This window comes from Halococcus sp. AFM35, from assembly GCF_051195015.1.
Lineage (GTDB): Archaea > Halobacteriota > Halobacteria > Halobacteriales > Halococcaceae > Halococcus.
The window spans coordinates 21,843-46,578 of the sequence record NZ_JBNTJU010000022.1 but is presented as its reverse complement, the minus strand read 5'-3'; the positions used below and the strand labels follow the sequence as shown (position 1 = coordinate 46,578).

Here is a 24,736-nt window from a genome sequence, read left to right as displayed (position 1 = left end):
GCAGCCTACACACCTTGTTCCAGTGCCCCTCACAGAGGTCTCGCTCCCTGTGGCTTTATCAACTCAGAACGCAACAGGGCTGAGAACCAACCGAGGCTTCTTCAGCGAATTCGTTGATGGAATCGGAAACTGTGCTGGCACGCCTATAAGCTGTGCACTAAGCAATACCAGGGCTGCTGGTGAGGGCCTTTACGAGTTCGGTGGAGGGTCCGGGGATATCGTTCCCTCTGGAGGGGATGTTGCGGCTGATGTCGCTAACTGGACGAAGGATAGAGCCAATGAAACTATCAGACCAGTTCTTGGTGTAGCAATGGAATTCATTGTTGGAACACCGACTCCGGAGAACACAGGCTGGCGAGGGATCATTGGGACGCCGACAAACAGTACAACCAACAGCAGCCTCTCTCAGGGTGTTTGGCAAACTGGGTATACCGAGGTGTATATTGATTACTCGTTTCTGTACTCGTTCGTATTTCTAATGGTGTGCACAATATCACTTATCGGGATTTATCCTTGGCAGGGACTACTTCACAGCTATGCAAAGTACAAAGTCGTAAGTGCAGTTGTCCTCGCAACACTCATACTAACGCTCTGGTGGCCAATCGGTACATTTCTGCTAAAGATTTCGGATGCTGTTGCGACAAGTATAGCTCCGAGTCCAACTGAGCTAACCAATTCGATCGGAAGTGTTCTCAAGGCAAGTAGCTCAACCATTCTATTGGCCCTTGGAAAAGCACTTTTCAGTATGGGGGAAGTGCTACTGTTGGCTCTTGTCTACGGTCTACGCTGGGGACTGCTTATCGTCGGGATGTTTGCGATGCCACTCATATTGGTTCTTGCACTTGTGGGTCCTCATCCACGACTTCGTCAGCTCGGTGCCACCCTTGCTTGGCAATTCATTGGCTTGCTCGTTATGACGTGGCCCGTCGCGTTCATGATGCGGTTAGGCTACGAACTGCAGTGGTCGTTCTCGGTTTCCGGGCTCGCTAACTTCGTTCTCTCGCTAGCGATGTTAGCCATCGGTCTCGTCATCCCACTGGTCATCAGCGTCTCGCTTCTCCGTGCGCCGCCGTCAATCACGGCTATCGCGGCTGGAGCGACAGGTGCCGCTGCAAGCATGTCTCTTCGTGATGACGATGACGACTACTATGAGAGCGATAGTGGCGACGATGAGTACAGTGATGGCGATGGATCCAACAATGACTCCGGTCCAGATAGCAGCTCCAGCCCCGGCATCGAACCACATTCTGGACCGACCCCTGCTGATCGGATTGCCGTCATAGTGAGTAACGGACGAACAGGTGGTTCTGGATCACCACATACGATTGCTGCTGGTACACCCGACGCAGGTTCCCAGCACGTCACTGCTCGGCAAGTCATCGATGTCCCGTCGAAGGACGATAGCAACGACCCTGTCTCGGCGACTAACCGACTTGAACAGCTCCAAAATACAGCTTCAGTGAACACGGCAGCGGCTCCGCTCCCTCAGCAAAGAAGTGAATCGGCACCCGTCGGTTCAGAGACGCAGTCAGTAGACAGCACACCTGCGCTCCCGGCGCCGGAACATGTGCCGAGCAGTAGCGAATCACCGGCTGGCGACCGTGAAAGAGTCGAGACTACCGAACGGAAGCACGAACAGACACGCGATGGTGGACGGACGGATGAGGTGAGCACGCTCGAGCAGCGTCGCCGACTCCATGACGGGACGTCCCAAGCAACTGAACGGTCGGCTCAAACTCCTAGCGAGGACGATGCAACAAGCCACACCAACAGCACCACGACAGGTCAGGCAGAGCCGACCATCACTCGAACTCACGATGGCCCAAGCACCCTTTCGGATGAGCGTTGGGCGGCGCTCAAACGTCGCTATGACGACCCGTCTGACGAGAGTGTCGAGTCCGACAGCGACACCGATGAGAAGCAGGGAGGAGACGGATGAGTTCTGAAAGCGGAAAACGGGTTCTCTCTGATTTCAGCCTCCAGCCCGAGATCGCCGGCTACAGCCACTTCGAACTCCTTAAACTGCTTGTTCCGACTGTCGCTGGCCTGTACTGCACGATCCTGTTCGTCCCTTCTACCTACGAAGTCGTCGGCATCGCTGTGACTGTCTGCATCGCTCTCGGTACCGTTGTCGCTGTAGGGGCGACTCCAGAACACATGACCGCTATCGAATGGGTCGGACAGCGACTCCGACACCGCACTCAACAACAGATCATGCTCCACGACAGCAACCCCGACGAAAGTGGCATCGAACAGCCGAGAAACCAGTCGTCTCTCGCCCGCTTCACACGACCGTTGCCGATCGGCGGCGATCACGCCGACCCCCAGCGCGCCCAAGACATCATACCTCTCGAACAACCCTACCTCAATACGCATGCGATAGAGAAGCGCGACGGGTCGATGATCGCTGCCATCAAAGTCACCCCCTCGAACATGTCCACGGCCGATGAGGGGCTCTGGGCCACCCAAGTTCGTCAGCTCGCCAGTGTTCTCACCTCTGCGGCGAACTACGAAATTCAGCTGTGCGACCTGATGCGTTCAGTCGACTATCAGAGCCGTGCGCGCGCCTACGAGACCCGTGCAAGCGAACTCCACGAACAGGCAATCAACCAAGCGCGCACCGCTGCTCCTGCCAGTACCATCGAGACTGATGCCGGGACCGATGCCGACATCGATATCGAGAGCGGGACGGGTGCGGGGACAACAAGTGACGACATCGGCAGCGATAGCTCGACGGACGATGAACTACGTCCACGCTGTCACGCACCGACCACTCTCGGTTCGCCGTGCCAGAACTGGGCTGACAGCTGTCCACACCACGAAACTGATGACTGGCCTCAACATGCGGGGGAGAACGGTGCAAGGAGTGGCCAAACCCTCGGATCCGATGGCGGAGTCGTCGAACGCGACGGCTCCGATCTCAGACCCAGTGAGGCCAACACTACTGGCATCCGCACACTTGCGGATATCGCCGAGGAACGGCGGGGTGTCGTCGATCTCTTCCAGGAGACTACTCTCGTCCGCGAACACTACGTCGTGGTTACCGTCAATCCATCGGAGGCAACCGCAAGCATCTCCACCGATCGTGGTGGGCTTACCTCCGTCCCGTGGCTCGGCGACTGGGTTCAACGGCGGCGCGTGAAGAAACACCGAAACACCGTCGAACACACCCGCACGATGATCGACATCCTCGAACAGCGGGTTGCCCATCTCGAGCGCAAACTCGGGAGGCTCGAGGGTATCAAAACCAATGCCCTTCCAGCTACCGAGTACAGCCGCGTCATCGCGGATTACTATCAGGCTGCAAACGTCTATGCCTACAGCGACTTCAGCGCGCTCGTCCGCTCCGCACCCGTTCCTGGCGGGAACGCCGACCCCGAGTGCGAACTTTCGTACGCGTATCTGGATCGAAACGCCGAGCGAACGAGCGCAGAAACGACCGGTAGCGATCAGACGGACTCACCCACTGCTGGGGACGGTGGTGGAGTCTCGATCCAGATGGACGGCCCCGGCTCGTTCCCACCTGCGAGCGTCGACCTCGTTACCCACCCCGACGAGCTACCGAACCACTACCGCTCACTGCTCGCCCCCGAGGAGTGCAACCGAGAGAACCCCGGCCATATCGCGCTTGACTACGGTGCCGTCCACTCCGCGACCCTCGTTATCGAGCAATGGCCCGAATCGCCCGCAGATGGGATGCTTCGCGAGGTGCTAAGCTACGGTAAGCCGGGCGTGAACGTCACCGTTGCGACGCACATCGAGGGGATCGACAAGGAGGTGGCGAAGTCGAAGATGGAAAACGCCGAGCAGTCGCTCAAGGCGAAAACGAACGACGCCGAACGTCGCGAGTCGTTCCGGACCGGCCGTCTTCGTCGAAAGTACGAAGCCGCAAAGGCCATCAGTGAATCACTGAACGCCACCAATCACGGACTCTTCGATGCCGCCACCTACGTCTCCGTTCGTGCACCCACCGAGGAGAGCCTCGAAGAGGCAGTCACCGCGGTCAAAACCCGGCTCAAGGAGGCACCGGCGAACGCGCGGGCTGTTCGCGTCGACCACAACCAGACTGCTGGCTTCCAGTCCACCGCGCCAGTCGCCAACGACCAGTTGAACAGTGACGTGAAGATGCTCGGCAATGGTGTCGCCGCGGTGTTTCCGTGGGCCAGCCACAACCTCTCCGAGCCGAGCGGCGTCACCATCGGGACCCACGAGGACCGTCACGAACCAACCGTCGTCGACCTCTTCAATCGCAGTACCGGCTACAACGTCGGGATCTTCGGAACCATCGGGAGCGGGAAGACCACCACCCTCAAGCAGCTTGTCCTGCGGATGAAACTCCGGTATCCGGAACTGAACGTCGCGCTCATCGATCCGCTACAGGAGTTCGCCGGCCTGTGTGAGATATTCGACGGCGAACGGATCATTATCGGCGGCGAAACGGCGATCAATCCGCTCCATATCGAGCCGACGCCACAGGAGAAGCTCGATGTCGTCGGTCGGACGACGCCGTTCAAAGACGCTGTTCAGCGGGCGCTCACGTTCGTCGAGACCTACTACGAACTCGAAGGGCTCATCCTCGGTCAGAAACGCGGTGTCTGGCAGCGCGCCATCAAGGAAGCGTACGCACGGTCAGGAATCACCTCACGGCCAGAAACACACGACAACGAGAGCCCAACGCTCACCGACGTGCTGGCCATCATGGAGGAGATGCTCGAAGACGCCGGTTCGCACGTTCGTATCGACAACGAGAAACTCACCGAGGATCGGGAAGATCGCGTCGTCTCCATCCTCAACAACGACGTCGAACCGTTCCGCGAGAACGGCAAGTACGAGCATCTGACACGGCCTACTGAACTCGATTTCGAGCAGAACGACCTGCTCTATCTCGACCTCCAGCGGCAGGAGGCCAGTTCCGGCGAGAAGGGACTGATGATGCAGCTTCTCGTCAACCAGATCTACGAACACGCCAAAGCCAGTGAGCATCCGACGCTGATGCCGATCGATGAGAGCCACTACATGCTCAGACAGGCTGCTGACCTCGAGTTCCTCAAGCAGGCGGTTCGTCACAGTCGCCACTACGACCTCTCGATCATGTTCAGTACGCAGACCGTCAGTGAGTTCTTCGCCAAGAGCGATGAGGGTGAGATCGAACTCACCGAGAACGCAGAGGTCATTATCAACAACATGTCCGTGCAGGTGTTCCATTATCTGAAGGAGATGAACGCTGAGTGGGCCGCCGAACTCGGGCTCTCGGATGCCGAGATGCAGTATATCCGCGAGGCTGAACCCGGCGACAAAGAGATCGGCTATGCCCAAGCACTGCTCCGCGTCGACAAGGAGGGATGCTTCCCGATCAAGGTTGAGATGTCGAACGACCTCAATCCCCGTGAGTTTGCGCTCATCCAGTACGACCCCAGCACGCACGGTGAAGACCTCGAAGCGTATCTGCGTACCCAGGATGCCCGCTGTGACTGGCGGTGGTGTTGATAGTGCACCTACTCGCTGTTGTTCTCTCGAGTCCGCAATCGGCGAATGAGCCGACGACCCACGGAACGATTCGGGGTACGGTTCTGATTGAGTGCTTGCGCATCATCCCCAGAGCGCCTGCCTTCAGTCATGGCAACCGGGGGAATTTGTTGTGACGATCCCGTTGCGAGTCGATGCAGGAGGAAATAGTGAGCCATGACATTCAGCGACAGCCAATTGGAGACCATCCCCGCGCAACTCGTCGATTGCGAGCAGTGGGTCTGCTGGCGCGAAACAGTCCGTGACGGAAAGCCCACCAAGCTGCCGGTTGACGCCTCAACGGGTCAGATAGCGTCGACGACTGATCCAGCCACATGGGCGGATATCGAGACTGTACTTGAGTACGTCGAACAGCCGACGACGAGTGCCGACGGCATTGGCTTCGTCTTCACTGATGATGACCCGTTTGTCGGAATCGATCTCGACGACTGCCGCACTCTCGAAACGGGTGCCGATGACGAGTGGGCAATCGAAATCATCGATCGGCTGGACTCCTACACCGAAGTGAGTCCCTCCGGAACCGGCTATCACGTCATCGTTCGAGGTGCGCTTCAGACGGACAGGAATCGGAAGGGCGATCTCGAGATATACGAGACGGCGCGGTTCTTCACCGTCACCGGTGACCATGTCGATAGAACGCCAAAGCAGGTTACCGACCGGAGCGACGTACTCCAGGTGATTCAGCAGGAGTACCTTGAGACGACTGTGGACGACGAGAGCGAGCATCGGGCACGAACGCGTTCATCCTCCGAAGCCGAGGTCGATCTCGCTGATACGGAACTCATCGAGAAGGCGACAGCGGCGAAAAACGGTGACCGATTCGAGCGTCTCTGGGAGGGAAGCACGGCCGGGTACGACAGCCACTCGGAGGCAGACATGGCGCTGTGCTTCTACCTCGCTTTCTGGACGGGTGGCGACCAGTCACGAGTTGACCGACTTTTCAGACGATCGGGGCTGATACGCGAGAAATGGGACCAGATTCACTATGCTGACGGAAGTACCTACGGCGAGAAGACCGTCGAGCGAGCGGTGGCCAAGACAACCGACGTGTACACTCCGCGTGGAACTGACGAGACGACGGCCGTAGACACTGGTCAACTAACTTCCGTTGACGAATACCGGCGGAGGACAGTTCAACAACCATATCTCGCGGAGCGAAATCGGCTGCTCGAGGAGCGCATTACCGAACTCGAAGCTGCCATCGAACAACGGGACAACTACATCGAGAGGCTCGAAGCCCGGACCGACCACCGTCGGGAAAGCTCTACTCGTGACGAACAAGCTGAAGACGAGGAGAGGAGTGACGAGAGCGGCGACGAAGTACAGGGACGCACAGACACCTCCTCACCTGTATGGAGCTACTTCAAGCGTATTCTCGGCCGCCAACGGTAGTCAGCTCCTCCGGTCTAGCTGGAGCTTGCCAGTGAACTCCCACTCTGGCCGATACTCTTGGCAGAACCAGCTTACGCGATTCCGCCCCGCCCTTCAGCCCTTCGGGCTTCAGGACGGGGTTACTTCGCTGTTTAAAGATGTGTTCTCCGCATCCGTGTTTTTCCTGCTCTATTGAAAATGCGGTACGGGAGTACGATCATAGCGTCTTGGCGAGTTTCTTGATGTTGTTGAGCGCGAACAGGAGAACGATCTCACGGAATTGACGATACCAGAACCGCGAACGCAGGGCGGAGTCCTGCGTTCGCTTGACCGTCGAATAGGACGTCTCAGACATCCAGCGCTGGGTATAGCCCTTCGCTCGGATGAGCGCGTTATTCCCAACAGCCATCGGTCTCGATCCTTGGTGTTGGACGAGATATTCGACGTCCAGTGCGGCGATTTCGTATTCGGTGTGCCAGTCCTGGAACCCGTTGTCAGCAGCGACTGACCGCAGGTCGTCCGCGTTCCGGCGGACGACCCGCGGTCCGGCCTTCGTGTCGTGTTCGCGCTCGATACAGCAATGGACGTCCAGCACCGCAAGCGACTCTGTATCGGTCAGCGTCGTCGCTTTGACTGTCTTGACGGTGCGGCCGCATCGCTGGAGGTAGTACTGCGAAGCTTGCTTGCGTTCGAAGAAAGTGCTGTCCAACGCGACGTGTCCAGATTGCGGGTGTTGCTGCGCTGAAACGCGCAGCAACGCCCGCCAGACGTACATCGCGTACCGATCAAGTGAGTGGTAGAACGTGGTGGGATCCGGCAGCGCGTCCGGATGGAGCCCAAGAAGATCGCACACCTCCGGCATGAGACTCAGGCGGTCGATGAGTTCGGTGAAGGTGTAGCCCTCTTCCTTGCGGATACAGTGTGCGACGATGTGAGTCGCGCGGGCAAGCCCGCCCGACTCGGGCTTGCCCGCGTGCTTTCCCAACGCTTGTTTGGCTACACGGAGTGCTTTCTCGATGAGGTCGAGGAGGACGACTGCCATTATCGACTTCTCGGCCTCATCTCCTCAAGCCGTTACGGAGTAATCCCGCCGCCGTCCACCATTTTCAATAGAGCAGTTTTTCCTCCCTCTGAGAGGGCGAGGGGTCTCGACCGATGTCAATCAATCAACCCTACGAGCGCACGTTCGATGAAACGATTCCAACCGCATCTACCACTAAACAGGCTGGTTGTCCTGATTGTGGCGGTCATATGGTCACTGCCGATTCCGAAGTTAGGTGCATTGACTGTGGCATCAGTATCGACGACTAGCTGGTGGACCACAGCTCCATGTAGAGAGGGTTGCGAACTATAGAGCTTCACCGATCACGTCCCTGAGACATATCGTTTCGGCAGCCATAACGAATTTTTGGGCCTCAAGACGGTGCGAGGCGAATAGCGATCTCATCACATCAGAAAATAGAAACAACGATGTCACACAGTTCCACTCCGACCGACGAATCCAGTACCGATTCCAGCGCGCAAGCGAACCAAACCCAATCAAATCTCACCGACCATCGAGAGTCGGTGACGGACGCCGATACCAGGACACGAGCGAACGAAAATCAGTCCAGTGAGTTCGCCGTCCCTGATGGGGTTGATCTCTCAACCCTACTGATGTCGACCGCCGAACTCGATGAGGCACGGACCCTTCCGTATCACACCGCGGAAGAGCTCATCGAGAACCCCTCTATGGATGATCCGCAGTTCACGGGTACACTTGCCTACGAGACATTGGCCGTGCTCGCGAAACACCTCGTCGGTATCGCCAGTGAGAGCCGCGTCGCTATCACTACTGATGGCTGGTATATCTCCGTGGTTAATCCCAGCAACGTTGCTATGGTCAGTGCGTGGCTGCCTGCCACCGATTGGGCAGCGTACGAGTGCGACCGGGAGGGTGTAATCGGTCTCTCGTGGGACGGGGGTGGGAGTTCGGTCAGCCGCGCGCTCAAACACTTCAGCCGCGGAGCAGCAGTCGAAATCGCTCTCGATGATCGAACCATCGCCTTCGACGACGGCATTCCCATCGAGTTCGCTACCTTTGACCCCGATAGCGCCCGACAGACACCCGAGATGCCCGACCTCGTTCTACCCAACTCTTGTGTTCTCCCTGGTGTCGACCTCGACGAACTCACGAAGCGCATGGACGACATCGCCGCTCACTTCTCGATCGTCGGCCTTCCCGCGATTAATGGAGTCGAGCTGGTGGCCGAGGGCGAATCCGCCGCCGTGCGAAAGGAATATCAGGAATTCGCGGATCTCACCGTGTTCGATGGCTCCCGCAAACACAACGTCTTCGACACCCATGTTGTAGACTCCGACCGTTCGGTGTTCAGTCTTGACTACATTCGTGAGTTCCTCTCGAAGCCCCGCAAAAGCGACCTGCGAACAGGCTACAAGCTTCGCTTCGGGAGCGAATTTCCGATGAAAATCGAACGCCAACTCGGCGAGGACGGGTTCCTTCGTTATCTGCAAGCTCCACGCATCGAATCCAGTTGACATCCTCCCCGTCCTGCTCACCCCTTCGGGGTTCGCGGAGGAGGGGGATTCCCACGCCCGCACCGCACCGTGCTGGGTTGGGAGTTTCAGATTCGCGGGTTGGACCGTCCTTATCGGGGATTGAACCCATCGCGGAGCGGACAACCGCTGGGAGTGCCAAGCCCCGGTTACTCCTATCGTTCGGGACGCCATACACGGACGTGCCGCCTTTCGGCGGCGCGTCCGAGCGGTCGTCATTCACCCCGACTCGACTCGGAGGTACTTTTTTCGCACCGCTCACCACCTCCGGCGAAGGTCGTTCGCTGAGTGCGGTGGGTTGTCGAAGATTGTCCGATTGTCCCGACATGGGCGCGGACGTGCCGCGTTCGATACCACAAGATACGTCCGCAGAGGACGTAAGACTTGTGATATCGGCGGATTTGGAACTAAGATCATGCCGCGTATCCCCACCCTACTCGCGCCTTCAATCCGCCGTTAGGGGCTAGCGTAACCTTCTGACGTTCAGCATCAGCCAGCATACTTTACCCGGCGAGCACTGCCAATCTGAGCGAGAACGAGCGTCAAGAACTTCGGCTAGGCCCTATCGGCGGATTGTCCGGCGCTCGTTGAGGAAGGGGCATCCGCGCTGTATTTTGGGTGATAGCCTTTCGCCCCGAAGAGCGAGATCATTGGGTGAGGCGTTATGGATCATAACGAGTTCGCGTTGGCGTTGGCTGCGGATCGACACTCTTTGCAGACACACAATCCACGCTCAGAGGGGCTGTCCGTTTCCATCCTGCAGATGGAGCATTCCGGCATACGGAACGTTCTGATACGGATTCGACGGCGTTTGTTTGCGCCTGCAGGCGGTGAGGCGCGTCAGGACTGTCGGGGTACCGACGCGTCCAGAGGTGAGAAATCCATGCATATGGTAATCCACGCGTTAGTAGATGCATCGAGCTAAAACGACGCGCTCAACCGCGCGACAATCGTCTTCGACCGCCTCGTCGGTCTGAGAGTCGATGATGCACCCGCTTTCGATTACTACGTCACCTTTGATGAGGAAGGAACGATCGCCGCAGGAAAAGCTCGCTGGGGCGAACTGCCCACAGCCGTACCCGTCGGTTCCGACGATGGCCAGCAACTTCTCGAACGCGGCTGGAGAGCCACCAAGCAGGAGTTCCATCACAATTACGAGCGTGTGTGCGAGGCCTTCGATGAACTGTCCGAAGAGGAATTCATGCACGACGAGATGGTGCGCCACGCATGCGCCAATCTCGGCGCTTATGACGGGCCGCCAGTATACATCTATGACGAGTCCGCCGCTGGCATTCGGACCCGTAGCCGTCTCGACGACCTGTTGAACGAGTCCGACGAACTCTGGATTGTTCCTGCCGATGTGCACTATTGATTCGCTCTTCTTACGTTCGTGTTTCCCGCAAACGCACTCCCGCGACCCGTTTTTCTCCCGCCTGAAGGGTGCAGGCGCTGTGAGGTGAGTCGGTAAGCGACGAGTTGCAACCAACGAGGTGAACTACGAGATGAAATCTCCCGACAGCCGGACGTTCTTCGCCGGCATCGACGGTCGTACAGACACACAGATTCCCGATTGGTATGCCGAGCGGACAGCCGATAGCCAGTCGATGTCGTTCGCCGACGCCGTTCGCACCCTTCCCCGAGCGGTCGACACCTCGGTGGCGTATCGGAACCACTATACGGATGAATGGGTCGAAACCGACCGCTTCAATGCAGTCGTCGAGCCGACCAGACTCCGCGCTCAGGCGTTCGGAGAGGCCGCCGCCGACCCATTGTTCCACGTTCCGAGCGACTCGTATACGATCCTCAATCCGGTCGATGTCTACGCTCCTCTAGAGGATGTCCTTCGAGAGAACGACCTCGATGGACGCTCCCTCGGCGAGGTGATGTTCGGTGAGATTCGCCAGTACCGTGGCGGCGGCGAGGTCCATATGGACGTGATGTTCGACGGCCTGGAAGTGCGCCTTCCCGGTCGAAGCGCCCCTATCACGATGGGCCTCACCTCCGGATATGACTTCTTCGGTGGTCACGCCGTCTACGTGGAAGGGTTCGCTCAGGACGGCTACTGCCAGAACTCCATACGGTCGCTCACCGACAAAGAGGCCATCAAGCACGTCGGCGAGCTCAAGGAGTTCCGTAGCTGGTGGGAAACCATCCTTGCACAGATCGAACTCATCGCTGACGACCTCTTCGCGTTCATCCGTGACGCCCAAGAGGCCACTATCGATTTCACGACCGTGCCGTTCGATGTCATCGAGTTCTACGAGCTTCTTGCGTTCCCCACCTATCTGGCTGACCGCGCTGGTGCCGATGCCGAGGCGAACGCGGACGATCCCTTCGAGATCGATATGTGGACGCTCCATTCGGGCGCGACCTACGCGCTGACCCATTTCTTCACGGGTAAGGAAGGCAGCGCGCTCGATGGGTATGTTCGCACTGCGAACGATGTCCTGTTCAATCCCGAGGCGACGGTCGAACGGGTTGAGCAGGCCTACGAACAGGAACTGCATGCCAGCGAGGAGAGTACGCAGGTCGCTCTCGACGACGAGCATGGTCTCGCCCGCATCGAGCGCGTGCGCCGGAGCATTCGGTCGGACGTCGAGCAGTTCGAATCCCGCGAGGCGGCCCTGCGCGAGCGCTTCCAGGCGGCGGTCGAGCAGTAGGATGGGCAGAGGGCGCAATGCCTCTGTCTCTCGCTCTCGGATAGAGACAAGGGTCGATATCCCGCGGGCGAGGCGAATCGGATGGACGATGTTTCGGCCCACCAACCCGCACGCCCACCGCCCCACCCACCGCTATCGGCCGAGGCCGATAGCCACGACCTCGCTCCCGATTCGGTCTCGCGTTTCGGCCACGCTGGTGCGTTCCCTGTCGCAGTGGGGCGTAGGGAGCGACTCGCAGTCAGGGATAGAGGTGCTGTCGGCCGAAAATACAGGACAAGCATTGCACCCGCCGAGTTGGACGAATCTCGTGACAAGTCGTCATAGCCAATATTCGCTACGGAACGGTTTTTCAGGCCCACGAAGGGCGAGGGCGCGACCATTGGGTCCTCGATGGAAGTGAAACTCATGCCTGAACACACAACCACAGGATGGTCCGCGGTCGAGTGTATCGACCACCCCACGATGGGGACACCAGTTGACGATTCCCGTACCGGTGAAACGCCCACAGAAATTGCCGCCAACCGACGAGAGTGCTGCTCCGACACAACCGTGAGGGGTAACAATCCCGACGCCGGGCTGCTCGTCGATGGTGGGCAGGTCGCCATCGGGGACGCAAGCGGTAGCGATCCGAACACGGGCGGGACCGACGAATCGGCGGCAGCCGATGACACGATAGCGCCGCGAACCCGGCGTGCCCACGACGAGGACATGGACGTCTCCCTGCGCAGAAAGGGTGGCATCTACGAGGTCCGGTCGGCGTCGGGCAGCGTTTACGAGGTCGATATCGCTGACGGCTCCTGTACGTGTCTCGACTGGCGGCGACGCGACCCCGAGGGTGGCTGCAAACACCTCCGGCGCGTCGACATGGCCATCAAGGCCGGCACCGTGCCCCGTCCCGATGGGCGTATCCCTGAGCGAGCAACCACGTCCGATGGCGACAGGGCTATTCTCCTCGCCGGTGCGAGCCGGATCGCCGACCGCATCCACGCTCTCGACGCTGCAATCGAGCGCCAACGGGCCGAACGAGACGGGTTGCGCGCCGCACTGGCTGCAATCGAGGCGTTCCATGAACCATCACAGTCCGATGACGAAGACGAACGGGAGATTGAGTGATACCTCGTGGTTGGCGGCCAGTCGCATTGCTACAAGCTATCATAGAACGGTTGGCATAGTTTTCAGGAGCCGGTTGAGAGGCCTGCTACCGCTGGCTCTGAATAGTGACAATACTGGCTGCTTCTCAAACACCGGCTTTCGGACTGTTGCTGAGTCGTGTGATGAGTTCTATGACACGCTAATAGTCATTGTGTGTGTGTCGTTTCAGGGTATCATAGAAATCTTCATATCCTCAGTAGCATCCCGAGAAACGGCATCTGAGAAGTAATCAATATCACCGCCATTCAGAAGCGGCGATAGCAGACCTCTCAGCCGATAGCCGAAACCATGCTAACCGTTCTATGACACCCTGTGACTATGGCTATCAGCAGTGTACCTTTCGTACTTGCTCGTTGGTCCACCAGAGAGGAGGGGTTTGATCGTGTCTACTCCTGCACCCACGCGAGCACGAGTTATGCTATTCGACACATTCTGATATTGTGTACCGACAGTAGGTGGATACGATAGCATTTCCATTAGTGCGATTAGCGACAAATCATATAACTGAAAGTATAAACTTGACAATCATAACCCTAATGTTTAACAGTGGCTCATGTAGTAATATCGTCTGTCATGGTACGACACAACAGGAGATCGTTCCTCCAGCTGACAGGCACAGCACTCGGTGCTGTGACGCTCGGTGCAGGCACCGCAACAGCGGCTACCTCGGACTCACGCTTTTTCATCAACCTTCGCGATGTCAGTCGCTCGGAGGTCCCTGATGATATCGAAATCATCCACGACCTCTCACAGGCCGATGTTCTCGTTGCACGGGGCGACCAAGAGCGCGTGAACGGCACAACGGTCCCCGACCGTGTTATCGATCGAGGAGACGACCGGACTGGTGCCGTCAAATCCCGGGACGGACCGTCTACCGACGGTACGGAATCGAGTCACAACCACGACGGCGTACCGAAAAACAGCGAGTTCCAGTGGGACAAGCGCGTCCAGAACATCAACAACGAACTGACGGACAAACCGGGCGGCGGCAAATCCGTCCATGACACGTCGACCGGCGCGAGCACTCGCGTCGCCGTCGTCGACTCTGGCGTCTACGATGCCCACCCCGACCTTGCGGATGTCATCAACGATGAACTCTCCGAGAACGTCTCGGAAGACCCCTACGACTGGCGCCCCAATGGCGCGGGCAGCCACGGGACACACGTCGCGGGCATCATCGCCGCGACCAACAGCAACGACGGCCCTGGGGGCGGCGTTCTTGGAACGGCTCCCGACACCGAAATCGTCTCCTACCGGATGTTCTCCGGTGAGGAAGGGAAGCAAGGCGACGGCTACGCTGGATGGGTGAAAGCTGCCGAAGCGGGCTGTGATGCCATCAACTACAGCGTCGGCTTCCCCGCACCATATGTTTATGTCGACAAGTATCCGTATCTGACGGAAGAACTCCGCATCGCCGAACAGGTCGCGGAGTACGTCCGTTCGCAGGGGACAGTCATCGTCAACTCCGCCGGAAACGATGAACTGAACATGAATCCGGAGAACACTCTCAGCATCCCTACGGAGGCTGAGGGCGTCTTCGGCGTCGCCGCGACCGGCCCAATCGGGTGTGGTTGGGGCGGCAAGCACAGCGACAACGAGGCAAAGTGGCTCACGGGCAACCGACTGGAAGACCCAACGGATTCCCCGGCGTTTTACACCAACTACGGGAACGCCGTCGATGTGAGCGCTGCGGGTGGCGACGCAGACCTCGACGCGCTCGACAGGATTCCCGAAGCGGAACGTGACCTCGTCTACTCGACTATCGTGAAGACAACCTACGAGGACGGACCGGATGACGACGAGGACGAGCCAGTCAACAGACCGAGCGAAATCGTCGACACGGAGCCGGGGTACGGTTGGAAAGCGGGCACCTCGATGGCCGCCCCGCAAGTCGCGGGTGCGGTCGCACTCGTGCGCTCGCTCCGTCCCGACGCCAGCGTCGAGGAAGTCGAATCACTCATTCAGGAGACCGCGAGCAGCGCACCCGGCGGCAAGACGTATCACGGCGCTGGTCACCTCAACCTAGAGCGCCTCGTCGAACGCGCTCGAGAGTAACCGAGACGGTCTCCCCATTAGTTATTGGAATGTTGACGAGAAAATCAAGGTGTTGGTCTTCGTGGCTTCATCCTCTGCCAACTATTTCGTGACCACACCGCCAGCAAGCAGACGTTTCAACTAACTGGCTTTACGAGGTACTGACCCCATTTCAAGCTACGGAAAGCCGGTTGTAAGGGCCAGCCAAACCCTGCATCTCAGAAGCCGAGTGTGGAGATGTGGTTGAATGCTGATCTGTCTGCCACACTCGGCAATCGACCATTAAAACTCAGTTGTAAAAAGCATTCTGGCTGTTCTTTGAGCTTGGATTAGATTACCGCACTTCTTGGTCTGAAGAGCCTATCTGTGAACGGTTCGCATTTATCGGTGACCGTTCGGTATTCTATCCATGAACTACTGCGGCGCAATCGTCGACCTCGACGGGACTGTCTATCGCGGCCAGTCGTTGGTGTCGGGCGCGCGACGCGGTGTCGAAGCGCTCCGCAACGCCAGCGTCGATATCTGCTTTTTCTCGAACAACCCGACGAAATCCCGGGAAGCGTTCGCCGACCGTCTTCGAGGGATGGGCCTGACGGTCGCCCCGGACGAAATCGAGTCGGCCGCCACCGTCACCGCCGAGTACCTCGCCGCCGAACACGCCACCGACCGGATCTTCCTCGTTGGCTCGTCGGGACTACGCGCACAGCTCGCAGAGGCAGGTCTCGCGCTGACCGACGACCCCGTGGCCTGCGACGTGCTCGTCGCCTCCTACGACCGGGGGTTCGACTACGACGATATGACCGACGGGCTGCGCGCGCTCGAAACCGGTGCGGCCTTCGTCGGCACCGATCCCGACGTGACGATTCCGACCGAGCGCGGGGCAGTACCCGGCTCGGGAGCCATCATCAACGCCATCGCGGGCGTCGCCGAGCGCGAACCGGATATCGTGGTGGGCAAACCCTCCGAGCGGGCGCTCGCGGCCGCGCTCTCGGGGTTCGACGCCGCTCCCGCCGAGTGTCTCGTCGTTGGCGACCGCCTCGACACCGACATCGCGATGGGCGCTCGCGGCGGACTGGAGACCGCGCTCGTGCTCACCGGCACCTCCAATAGAGAGCTGCTCGCCGCGAGCGATATCGACCCCGACCACGTCCTCGATTCGCTCGGCGACATCGAGCGGCTGCTCGACCGCTGACTACGATAGCTGTACCGACAATCCTCGCCAACACGTCGGCAGTTCCCGAACGTTTTTACTGACAGTCCGTGAACCATCGGAGGTCATGGCAGACGAAGACGAACTCAGAGAGCAGATGATCGACGCCTTCGAGGGAGCCGACTACCCGATTTCGAGCCCGATGGACCTCGTGCCGGCCCTGCCCAACGGCCCGTCGACGACCTTCGAGTCCGGGGACTTCTCGATGACGGCGATGGAACTCAACACCAAGCTCTCGGGCGGGGATTTCCCCTACGAGAGCCCCGAGAGCTTCGTCGACGACGTCATCGAACAGCTCAACGAACAGGACGAGATCTAGGCGTCGGTGTCGCCGCGCGAAGGTGAGAGTTAACCCGCCGGCGACCGAGGTCCGTTCATGGATGGGTTGGCGGCGCTCGTCGAGGCGTTGGTGCGGACGTTCGGGCCGTTCGTCATCCCTGCGACGATATTCCTCGTCGGACTCGTCGGCTACGGACTCCTCTTTCTCCTCAATCACTGGCTCGATACGTGGTCGTGAGCCGAATCGGCCGGACCTCCCAAAGAGCTAAGCACACGCCTGTCGCCCCTCACCCATGAGCGACGCGATGGGCGAGTTCCCGGTGCCCGACATCGAGGACCTCCCCGAGGACGTACGCGAACGCATCGAAGAAGAGACCGAGGACGCGGGCTTCACGCCGAACGTCTTTCCGGCCTTTGCCTACCGACCCTCCCACTTCCGGGCGTTTTTCGCCTACCACGACGCGCTGGTCGAGAACACGGCGCTCGAACGCGAGGAGATCGAGATGCTGATCGTCGCCGTCAGCGGCGCGAACGACTGCTACTACTGTATCGTCGCCCACGGCGCGCTGCTCAGAATCTACGCCGACGACCCGTACTTGGCCGACCAGCTTGCCGCCAACCACCGCGCGGCGGACCTCTCGGAGACCCACCGGACGATGCTCGACGTCGCGGTCAAACTCACCGAATCCCCCGGCGAGGTGGATTCCGACGACATCGAGCGCCTGCGCGAGGTCGGCTTTTCGGAGACGGCGGCGTGGGACATCGCCAGCGTCACGGCCTACTACAACCTCTCGAATCGGATGGCGAACTTCGCGGATATGCGCCCGAACGAGGAGTTCCACACGCTCGGCCGCTGACCGGTCGGGGTTGGGGACCGTACCGAGTGGTGTGACTACGCCGTCGGCGCGGGGTCGTAGTCCGGTCCGACACAGACCGACAGCGCCGCCGGCCGGACGGTGAGCGTGAGGCGGTCGCGGCTGTATATCTCGCCGTCGAGGCTGAAATCCACGGTTCCGGTTCGGCTCTCGATGGCGAGGCGTTCGGCGGTGAGGTGAGTCACGTGCTCGGTATCCCGGCCCAGTAGTTGTTGAGCGATGGCCTCGGCGACCGCCTCGCCCGGCGGCATCTGCTCGATGATGGTCACTTCGAAGAGTCCGTCTTCGACGTTGGCTTGGCCGAGTTCCTTGGCGAATCGGCGGGCGTTGCCGACGAGTACGCAGAGCGCCTCGCCCGACCACGTTCGCTCGCCCTCGTCGGTGATGGCGTCGATGTCGAGGGCGAGACCTTCGAAGTTCGTCGCCTGCTGGACGCCCGTGATGACGAACGCGAGCGGCCCGAAGCGCTCTTTCATGTCCGAGGTGGTCGCCGCGCTCGTATCGGCCGTCAGTCCGGCGATGCAGGATTTGATGAACGGCACATCGTCGGCGAACCCGATGTCGATGTCGCGCACGTCGCCGGTTTCGAGCAGGTCGAAGGCGTGTTTGATGCTTCGAATCCCGATGTCGCCCGCGAAGATGTTCGCTGTGCCGGCCGGGACGACGCCGAAGCGCACGGTCGTGAGCGCGTCGGCCTCGACGAGTCCCTGCACCACCTCCTGGACGGTGCCGTCGCCGCCACACGCCGCGAGCACGTCCACGCCGTCGACGGCGGCCACCCGCGCCAGTTCCCTCCCGTCACCTGCCGCCTCGGTCTCGACGACCGAATAGCCGTGTCGTTCGGCCAACTGTCGGACGGTCGGGGCGTGGTCGCCGCTCCCGCTCACCGGGTTCATGATGACGCGCCGCTTCGCCCCATCCGGCGGCCCCTCCTCCGTCGATACGCCTCCCGGCCGTTCGGTCATCGTTTCGTGGGCCATTGTCCCCCGAGACGAATAGACTGTCGGACGGCCACGACGGTTCGCATGCGGTACGGTGTTGTGCATATGGACCAGATTCGTTATCCGTCTCGCGGCACTACTGACAGGTATATGGATGACAGCGCAGGATACGACGTGGCGGTTATCGGCGGCGGGCCGGCGGGACTGACCGCAGCACTGTATACTACCAGACTCGGCCACGATACGGTCGTCCTCAATCGTGGCGGCGGTCGTGCCGCGATGATGCGCGATACACACAACGTCATCGGCATCACGGAAGAAACCAGCGGCAACGAGTTCCTGCAAACTGCCATCGAGCAGTTGGAGAGCTACGGCACGGACTACCGCCAGACGTTCGTGACGGGGGCCGAACGAGTGGCGGACGAACGCGAGTTCCGCCTCGAAACCAACGACGCGGAAGTATTCGCCGACCGCGTGGTGCTCGCCACCGGATTTTCGGACGTGCATCCCGACCCGCCGCTACCGCGCACGGGTCGGGGCCTGCACTACTGTCTGCACTGCGATGCGTACATGTTCGTCGATGAACCGGTCTACGTGATGGGTCACGGCGAATCGGCCGCCCACGTGGCGATGATCATGCTCAACTTCACCGACGACGTGGACCTCCTGCTGCGGGGTCACGAGCCGGAGTGGTCCGACGAAACCGACCGCCAGCTCCGTGCGCATCCGGTCGATATCGTCGAAAGCGACGTCGCAAGCAAGTTCGCCGACGACGAGGACTCCGAGTGGCTCGGCGGCTTCGAATTCGAGAACGGCGAGCGCCGCGAGTACATGGGTGGGTTCGGGATGTACGGCTCCGAGTACAACAACGACCTCGCCAGCGGGCTGGGCTGCGAGATCAACGACGACGGCACCGTGGCGGTCGACGACCACGGCAACACCTCCGTCGCGGGCGTCTATGCGGTGGGCGACCTCGTACCCGGCCACAACCAGATTCCCGTGGCGATGGGCCAAGGGGCCAAGGCGGGCATCGACATCCACTACGACCTCCGGAAATTCCCGATGTCGCTCGACGAACTCGAAGCGGAGGGTGACGTTTCGGCCGACGACGTGCCGGCGGTGTCCGACGAACTCCGCGAACGGTCGGCCTCGCGCGCCGCGGGCGACGACTGAATGCGCTCGACGGTCGCGATGTTCGTTCGAAGTTTCGTTTCGAGTGTCGCTTCCGATGGGCGTGTCCGCTCCGCGGACCGCGAGTGGTATGTATCGTCCGCCCAGTAGCCGGGGTATGCACGGAGCGTGGCGATAGATGGAACGCATCAAGCTCGAAAACACCGTCTTCGAGGGGTTGAACAACGCCTACGTCTTCGGCGCGGAGTCGGACGCGCCGACGCTGGTCGATACCGGTGTGGCGACGCCGGAGACGCGCGAGCAGTTGGAGACCGGGCTCGCCGACTGTGGAGTGGCGATTGCGGACATCGACCAAATCCTCCTCACCCACTGGCATGGCGACCACGCGGGGCTGGCGGGCGAGCTCCAGGGCGAGAGCGGCGCGACGGTCCGCGCCCACGCCGCCGACGCACCACTCATCGCCCGCGAGGACGGCGCGTGGGAGTCGATGAACGAACACCAGCGCGAACTGCTCGACCAGTGGGGGATGCCCGCGGAGCCACGTGCGGAGCTGCTCGACTTTCTCGATGGGCAGATACAGGGAACGCCGCCGACCGTCGAGCCGTTCGAGAATGGCGAGCGATTCGAGACGCCCGAGGGTACGCTCGAAGCACTGCATCTGCCGGGTCATGCGGCCGGTCTCACCGGATACGCTCTCGATGGCGCGGACGGTCGGGAACTGCTTTCCGGTGACGCATTATTGCCCCACTACACGCCGAACGTCGGCGGGGCCGACGTGCGCGTCGAGCGCCCCCTCGCAAACTATCTCGACACGCTCGAACACATCGCCGGCGCGGGATTCGCCCGTGCATGGCCCGGCCACCGCGACCCAATCGACGACCCCGCCGGGCGCGCACGCGACATCATCGCCCACCACCGCGAACGCACCGCAAACGTTCTCGACGTGCTCCGCGAGCACGGCTCGGCGACCGCGTGGGCGGTGAGTGCGCAGCTGTTCGGTGACCTCTCGGCGATTCACATCCTCCACGGGCCGGGCGAGGCTTACGCCCATCTGGAACACCTCAGCGCCCACGGCGTCGTCAAGCGGACCGAGGAGGGGTATCGACTACTCGACAGCGACCCCGACTTCGACGAGCTGTTTCCGGCGGTTGCTGAGTGACGGTGGCGGTGCGGCCGCGGTTGCGGTGCGGTCGTGGCAGCGGCGGTGCGGCGGTTGCGGTTTCCTGGTGGATGAAGGGCGAAGCCGCGAGTGAAACGAGCGGCTGAGGGCTTCTGCGGTGCTGTGCAGTCGGTAGGTTAGTGTCCGCGCGAGCGCAGCGAGCGCGGTTCGCCGTGAACGAGGCCGAAGGCCGAGTGAGCGGGACGCTTTTAGCGTAGCTTTTTGCAAGTAGCGAGGGACCTCTAGGGCCTAGCAGAAGTTTTCGACGCTTGTTTTCGCCTAGTATAGCAGCACTTGCAGCGTAGAGCCTGTTCACTAATCCTGAACGTCAGAAGGTTACGCTAGCTCCTACCGGTCCCTCGTACCGTGCGAGCGGGCCACGCGCGGCGCGTAGCGCCGCGAGTTCGAGGCGGTTGCCGCCTCGCACGGCCCGCGAGCAGAGAGTGGTGGCCGACCGCAGGGAGATCACCCGACGCAGTAAAAAGGTACTACTCGGGCGTGACGGGATTCGAACCCGCGGTCTAGAGGTTAGGAACCTCTCGCCCTGTCCGCTAGGCCACACGCCCCGGCGAGGACTGGGGCGGCGTGCCGAAAAACCGTTGTGTTACTGGTTGCTCTCGACTTCGGCGTCGCGCTCGTCGACCTCGGGTGGGTTGTGGTCGACGGTGTCGGTCTGGCTGTCGGTAGTGGCCGATTCGCTCGATGCGCTCGCTTCGTTCGCGTCGGAGCCGCCCTCGACGTTGCTCTCCTGCATCTCGTCGAGTTCCTCCTCGATTTCCTGCCGGCCCTTGTCGAACTCGCCGCGAGCTTGGCCGAGTGCGCCAGCGAGCTGTGGAATCTTGTTCGCGCCGAACAGGAGGACGATGATCACGAGGATGATCAACACCTCCGGTCCGCCGGGAATGCCCGGAATCTGCAGCAGCGATAGTCCAGTCATCGTGGCCATAGCTTACGATGTGTCCATTATAGGCTTTTTGCTCACCGAGACGCCCGCTGTGGACCGACAGGCGTGCGCTCGGCGACCGGGCCGCGGGCGAATACGACCGTCTTCATCGATTGACATCACCCACTCGTAAATGACCCCTCCCTACTTCGCTCGCGGTATACGCCGCTCGCTTCGTTGAGGGAGGGGCTTTGATGTGGACTCCCCGGCACTCAATCGGCAGCGATATGCCGTCGAGAGGTGCCGTTCAGCGCCCCACCATTTATACGCACATCTACGGGTGCGTCTCCGTTCGGCGACTTGGGCGACGAACGGAGTTTGTGTTGTCGTTTCCGGGCGTACCGAAGCCCGATGTTCTTCGCCGCGTTGTAATCGGCGTTGACCTCGTAGCCGCACTTCTGGCAGCAGAACTGTTCCCCGTCGCGGTTGTCCTCGTGCGTAAACCCACAGTCGAGACGCGAACACCGCTGGCTGGTGTGGTTCGGCGGGACCTGCTTCGCTTCGACGCCGTATTCGGGTGCTTTGTATGTGACGTACTCGTAGAGGCGTCGGAACGCCCAGATGTGGTGCCACTGGGCGAACGGGAGGCGTTCGCGGATACCGTCGAGTTCCTCGAAGACGATTACGTCGCACTCGGTTTCTGTGGCTTCGGTCACGATCTCGTTCGCTACCGTATGGACGTACTGTTTGCGCCATGCTCGTTCCCGTTTGCCGAGTCGAAGGAGCGCGTTGTGGCCGTGCTGAGTTTCGCGCTGTTGCATGGCGGCGCGGCGTTTCTCGAACTCTCTCGTCCAATGGTCGTAGTCGTCGCCCTGCCAGAACCGACCTGTGGACGCGACGGCAAGCGAATTTACGCCGAGGTCGATACCGAGGACTGTTTGGTGCTCGGTATCTGTCGTACCGTCGGCGTCTTCTTCGTCGTCGCCGTCGTACTTCCGCGTCGAAAGGTGCAGGTAGAACTCGTCGGTTACGTCGTCGTACTGCACCGTCGCCATGCGAAACTCGAACTCGTCGTTGACGACGTACCGTTCGTAGGGTGTCGGACTGTCCACCGGAAAGACGAACTCACACCCGGCCCGTCCGTTGACCGTCGAAAGCGACACTTCGCTTCGGGAGAACGTCGCGGAGCGTTTGTCGTACACGACGCTCCACGAGTCGAACTGTGGTTGATTCGTGCGGCGGCCCTTCTTCCAACGGTCCACGCCGGATTTGACGGCTTCGACGGCACGGCGAATCGCCTTCTGCACGAGGTTCGCCGTCAGATCCGTGTCGGCTTTGAGGTCGGGGTAGAGTGCGTGTTCGGCCTTCGCCTTCGACGTAACGCAGTCGTCGTAGTGGCGGTCGCTCCAACAGAACTCGGCGGCGACGTTCGCACAATGCAGAAACTGTTCGGCGGTTTCGTGGAGGTCGTCGCGTTGCTCGTCGGAAACGGCGAGTTTCACGACGGCGGTTCGACAGACCTCCATTGATACACATTACACGACGATGGTATTTATACTCGCTGTTCGTGGAGACGGTCGGCTTTCGACGGGCTGTCTCCCGGTTTGTCGGTATCCGAAGACCGGGCACTTGGTGTACGTGCCGAGCTAAACGAACGCGCTCCTCCCCGCCCTACCGCTCGCTTCGCTCGCGGTTGAGGACGGGGCCTCCGCGCTACCACACAGGTGAACGTCCGAGGGGCCGGCATCGAACCGGACTACGACGAGGTCGAAGCGGCCGCACGAAACGCGGCCTGAACCGGTCAAATCCAATCGGTTTTCCGCACGGCGGCCCATTTCGTCCCATGAGCGACACCGATAGCGCACACAGGGGGCGAGTGTACGACCCCGACATCGAGCATGCATTCCCGGACGAGCGGCTCAACGAAGTGCTCGCAACGGTCGAAAACGACCCCGAGATTCAGGCCTATCTCGACGCCCAGAACGTGAACCCGGTCGCGCGCAAGCGCTACAACGACCACGGCTCGAAACACATCTCCATCGTTCGCAACCGCGCACTCTGTCTGTACGACTTCCTCAAAGCCGGCGGTGTCGGCTTCAATGGCGCGGCCGACCAGGGTCTCGACGAGGCCGACGAACCGGTCATCATCGCGCTGGCCGCGACGCTGCACGACATCGGCCACGTCGTCCACCGCGAGGACCATCCCTACTACTCGATTCCGCTTGCCGCGGACGTTCTCGACCGCCTGCTCCCCGATTTCGGCTGGTACGACGTCGAAGAGCGTGTCCGACTCAAAGGCGAAGTCCTCCACGCGATTCTCTGCCACCACACCCCCGAGAACCCGCTCACGCTCGAAGCCGGCGTCGTCAGGGTCGCCGACGCCCTCGACATGGAACACGGCCGCTCGCGCCGCCCCTACGAGCAGGGCGGCCGCGGTATCAACACCGTCTCCAGCCAGGCCATCCGCGAGGTGAGCCTCCGTGCCGGCGAGGACATCCCTGTGGTGGCCGAAATCGAGATGACCGACGCCGCCGGCGTCTATCAGGTCGACAGCCTCCTCAAGGCGAAACTCACCGGTTCGGGTCTCGAAGACGACGTGCGCATCGTCGCCGTCACGACCCACGAACCCGACGAGCAGCTCGTCGAGCGCGTCGAGCTCTAATTACCCCACTTTTTTACAGGAGGTCCTCCCTCGCACCCTGCGGGCGCTCGGTCGAACCCCCTGCAAAAACCTGGACTAAAAACTCCCGCTCACACCTCCGGCGCTCGCGGCGAACCCCGCTCACTCCGTTCGCGCGGATGCTACCACTTCCTGCGCAGCGCCACCACCGCACCCACACAGCACCGCCGAAGCCCTCGGCGCGCGCTCACTCCGTTCGCTACTCGCTCCCTTCGGTCGCTCGCGCCCCTCGCCCTTCATCCACCAGGCACCGCAAACCGCCACCGCGACCGCGGACCG

General features: G+C 60.7%; 18 protein-coding genes, 1 tRNA gene and 1 pseudogene. 15 read left to right on the top strand and 5 right to left on the bottom strand.

Annotation, left to right across the window (positions count from 1 at the left end):
* The 3 genes from ACQUQO_RS14355 to ACQUQO_RS14345 all read left to right on the top strand — a co-directional run.
* Positions 1–1,939 (top strand): hypothetical protein (locus tag ACQUQO_RS14355; RefSeq protein ID WP_435078789.1); only part of this gene is annotated, 1,939 nt, incomplete at its 5' end.
* On the top strand, positions 1,936–5,487 hold the full coding sequence (locus tag ACQUQO_RS14350; protein WP_435078787.1) for a VirB4 family type IV secretion system protein: 3,552 nt from the start codon (positions 1,936–1,938) through the stop codon (positions 5,485–5,487). The genes ACQUQO_RS14355 and ACQUQO_RS14350, both read left to right, overlap by 4 nt.
* A gap of 195 nt (positions 5,488–5,682) precedes the next feature.
* Positions 5,683–6,918, top strand: a complete 1,236-nt coding sequence (locus tag ACQUQO_RS14345; protein WP_435078785.1) for a phage NrS-1 polymerase family protein — start codon at positions 5,683–5,685, stop codon at positions 6,916–6,918.
* A 196-nt stretch (positions 6,919–7,114) separates the two neighbouring features.
* Here the strand turns inward: ACQUQO_RS14345 and ACQUQO_RS14340 are convergent, their stop codons facing one another.
* Positions 7,115–7,939 carry a transposase gene (locus ACQUQO_RS14340; RefSeq protein ID WP_435078783.1) on the bottom strand — a complete coding sequence of 275 codons (825 nt, stop codon included), beginning with the start codon at positions 7,937–7,939 and terminating at the stop codon, positions 7,115–7,117.
* A 428-nt stretch (positions 7,940–8,367) separates the two neighbouring features.
* Here ACQUQO_RS14340 and ACQUQO_RS14335 point away from each other — a divergent pair, with 428 nt between their 5' ends.
* From ACQUQO_RS14335 to ACQUQO_RS14295, 9 genes and pseudogenes are all read left to right on the top strand, one after another.
* Positions 8,368–9,435, top strand: a complete 1,068-nt coding sequence (locus ACQUQO_RS14335) for a hypothetical protein (RefSeq protein ID WP_435078781.1) — start codon at positions 8,368–8,370, stop codon at positions 9,433–9,435.
* Between the two features lie 967 nt (positions 9,436–10,402).
* The gene (locus tag ACQUQO_RS14330) at positions 10,403–10,825 is read left to right on the top strand and encodes a hypothetical protein (RefSeq protein WP_435078791.1); all 423 of its coding nucleotides are present in this window, start codon (positions 10,403–10,405) and stop codon (positions 10,823–10,825) included.
* A gap of 130 nt (positions 10,826–10,955) precedes the next feature.
* The gene (locus tag ACQUQO_RS14325) at positions 10,956–12,113 is read left to right on the top strand and encodes a hypothetical protein (protein WP_435078779.1); all 1,158 of its coding nucleotides are present in this window, start codon (positions 10,956–10,958) and stop codon (positions 12,111–12,113) included.
* A 675-nt stretch (positions 12,114–12,788) separates the two neighbouring features.
* Positions 12,789–13,025: pseudogene (locus ACQUQO_RS14320) on the top strand (hypothetical protein); the annotation flags it as partial.
* Positions 13,026–13,838: 813 nt separating this feature from the next.
* Complete coding sequence (locus ACQUQO_RS14315; RefSeq protein WP_435078777.1) at positions 13,839–15,320, top strand: S8 family peptidase; 1,482 nt, start codon at positions 13,839–13,841, stop codon at positions 15,318–15,320.
* A gap of 388 nt (positions 15,321–15,708) precedes the next feature.
* The gene (locus ACQUQO_RS14310) at positions 15,709–16,491 is read left to right on the top strand and encodes an HAD-IIA family hydrolase (protein WP_435078775.1); all 783 of its coding nucleotides are present in this window, start codon (positions 15,709–15,711) and stop codon (positions 16,489–16,491) included.
* Between the two features lie 85 nt (positions 16,492–16,576).
* Complete coding sequence (locus ACQUQO_RS14305) at positions 16,577–16,828, top strand: MTH865 family protein (protein ID WP_435078774.1); 252 nt, start codon at positions 16,577–16,579, stop codon at positions 16,826–16,828.
* Between the two features lie 57 nt (positions 16,829–16,885).
* The gene (locus ACQUQO_RS14300) at positions 16,886–17,026 is read left to right on the top strand and encodes a hypothetical protein (RefSeq protein WP_435078772.1); all 141 of its coding nucleotides are present in this window, start codon (positions 16,886–16,888) and stop codon (positions 17,024–17,026) included.
* Positions 17,027–17,081: 55 nt separating this feature from the next.
* Positions 17,082–17,645: a peroxidase-related enzyme gene (locus ACQUQO_RS14295; RefSeq protein WP_435078770.1), complete on the top strand. Its 564-nt coding sequence runs from the start codon at positions 17,082–17,084 to the stop codon at positions 17,643–17,645.
* Between the two features lie 35 nt (positions 17,646–17,680).
* Here the strand turns inward: ACQUQO_RS14295 and ACQUQO_RS14290 are convergent, their stop codons facing one another.
* Positions 17,681–18,643 (bottom strand): diacylglycerol/lipid kinase family protein, encoded by a 963-nt coding sequence (locus ACQUQO_RS14290; protein ID WP_435078768.1) that lies wholly within the window; start codon positions 18,641–18,643, stop codon positions 17,681–17,683.
* Between the two features lie 111 nt (positions 18,644–18,754).
* Between ACQUQO_RS14290 and ACQUQO_RS14285 the strand changes: the two genes are divergently transcribed.
* Together ACQUQO_RS14285 and ACQUQO_RS14280 are read left to right on the top strand one after the other, a co-directional pair.
* Entirely contained in the window at positions 18,755–19,777 is a 1,023-nt protein-coding gene (locus ACQUQO_RS14285) for an NAD(P)/FAD-dependent oxidoreductase (RefSeq protein WP_435078767.1), read from the top strand.
* A 136-nt stretch (positions 19,778–19,913) separates the two neighbouring features.
* Positions 19,914–20,894 carry an MBL fold metallo-hydrolase gene (locus ACQUQO_RS14280; protein WP_435078765.1) on the top strand — a complete coding sequence of 327 codons (981 nt, stop codon included), beginning with the start codon at positions 19,914–19,916 and terminating at the stop codon, positions 20,892–20,894.
* A 493-nt stretch (positions 20,895–21,387) separates the two neighbouring features.
* On the opposite strand, the gene ACQUQO_RS14275 is transcribed toward ACQUQO_RS14280, so the two are convergent.
* The 3 genes from ACQUQO_RS14275 to ACQUQO_RS14265 all read right to left on the bottom strand — a co-directional run bounded on the left by ACQUQO_RS14275 (position 21,388) and on the right by ACQUQO_RS14265 (position 23,303).
* A tRNA-Arg gene (locus tag ACQUQO_RS14275) sits at positions 21,388–21,460 on the bottom strand.
* 38 nt (positions 21,461–21,498) lie between these two features.
* On the bottom strand, positions 21,499–21,831 hold the full coding sequence (tatA, locus tag ACQUQO_RS14270; protein WP_435078763.1) for a twin-arginine translocase TatA/TatE family subunit: 333 nt from the start codon (positions 21,829–21,831) through the stop codon (positions 21,499–21,501).
* 218 nt (positions 21,832–22,049) lie between these two features.
* Positions 22,050–23,303: an RNA-guided endonuclease InsQ/TnpB family protein gene (locus ACQUQO_RS14265; protein WP_435078761.1), complete on the bottom strand. Its 1,254-nt coding sequence runs from the start codon at positions 23,301–23,303 to the stop codon at positions 22,050–22,052.
* A gap of 317 nt (positions 23,304–23,620) precedes the next feature.
* Between ACQUQO_RS14265 and ACQUQO_RS14260 the strand changes: the two genes are divergently transcribed.
* Positions 23,621–24,439, top strand: coding sequence for an HD domain-containing protein (locus tag ACQUQO_RS14260; RefSeq protein ID WP_435078759.1), 819 nt, complete (start codon positions 23,621–23,623; stop codon positions 24,437–24,439).
* Positions 24,440–24,736 lie beyond the last annotated feature (297 nt).

Coding starts and splice junctions, on each gene's coding strand:
- ACQUQO_RS14335 (WP_435078781.1), top strand. CDS start 8,368: ATGTCACACAGTTCCACTCCGACCGACGAATCCAGTACCGATTCCAGC.
- tatA (WP_435078763.1), bottom strand. CDS start 21,831: ATGACTGGACTATCGCTGCTGCAGATTCCGGGCATTCCCGGCGGACCG.
- ACQUQO_RS14325 (WP_435078779.1), top strand. CDS start 10,956: ATGAAATCTCCCGACAGCCGGACGTTCTTCGCCGGCATCGACGGTCGT.
- ACQUQO_RS14295 (WP_435078770.1), top strand. CDS start 17,082: ATGAGCGACGCGATGGGCGAGTTCCCGGTGCCCGACATCGAGGACCTC.
- ACQUQO_RS14345 (WP_435078785.1), top strand. CDS start 5,683: ATGACATTCAGCGACAGCCAATTGGAGACCATCCCCGCGCAACTCGTC.
- ACQUQO_RS14290 (WP_435078768.1), bottom strand. CDS start 18,643: ATGGCCCACGAAACGATGACCGAACGGCCGGGAGGCGTATCGACGGAG.
- ACQUQO_RS14300 (WP_435078772.1), top strand. CDS start 16,886: ATGGATGGGTTGGCGGCGCTCGTCGAGGCGTTGGTGCGGACGTTCGGG.
- ACQUQO_RS14310 (WP_435078775.1), top strand. CDS start 15,709: ATGAACTACTGCGGCGCAATCGTCGACCTCGACGGGACTGTCTATCGC.
- ACQUQO_RS14305 (WP_435078774.1), top strand. CDS start 16,577: ATGGCAGACGAAGACGAACTCAGAGAGCAGATGATCGACGCCTTCGAG.
- ACQUQO_RS14340 (WP_435078783.1), bottom strand. CDS start 7,939: ATGGCAGTCGTCCTCCTCGACCTCATCGAGAAAGCACTCCGTGTAGCC.
- ACQUQO_RS14265 (WP_435078761.1), bottom strand. CDS start 23,303: ATGGAGGTCTGTCGAACCGCCGTCGTGAAACTCGCCGTTTCCGACGAG.
- ACQUQO_RS14260 (WP_435078759.1), top strand. CDS start 23,621: ATGAGCGACACCGATAGCGCACACAGGGGGCGAGTGTACGACCCCGAC.
- ACQUQO_RS14350 (WP_435078787.1), top strand. CDS start 1,936: ATGAGTTCTGAAAGCGGAAAACGGGTTCTCTCTGATTTCAGCCTCCAG.
- ACQUQO_RS14315 (WP_435078777.1), top strand. CDS start 13,839: ATGGTACGACACAACAGGAGATCGTTCCTCCAGCTGACAGGCACAGCA.
- ACQUQO_RS14280 (WP_435078765.1), top strand. CDS start 19,914: ATGGAACGCATCAAGCTCGAAAACACCGTCTTCGAGGGGTTGAACAAC.
- ACQUQO_RS14285 (WP_435078767.1), top strand. CDS start 18,755: ATGGATGACAGCGCAGGATACGACGTGGCGGTTATCGGCGGCGGGCCG.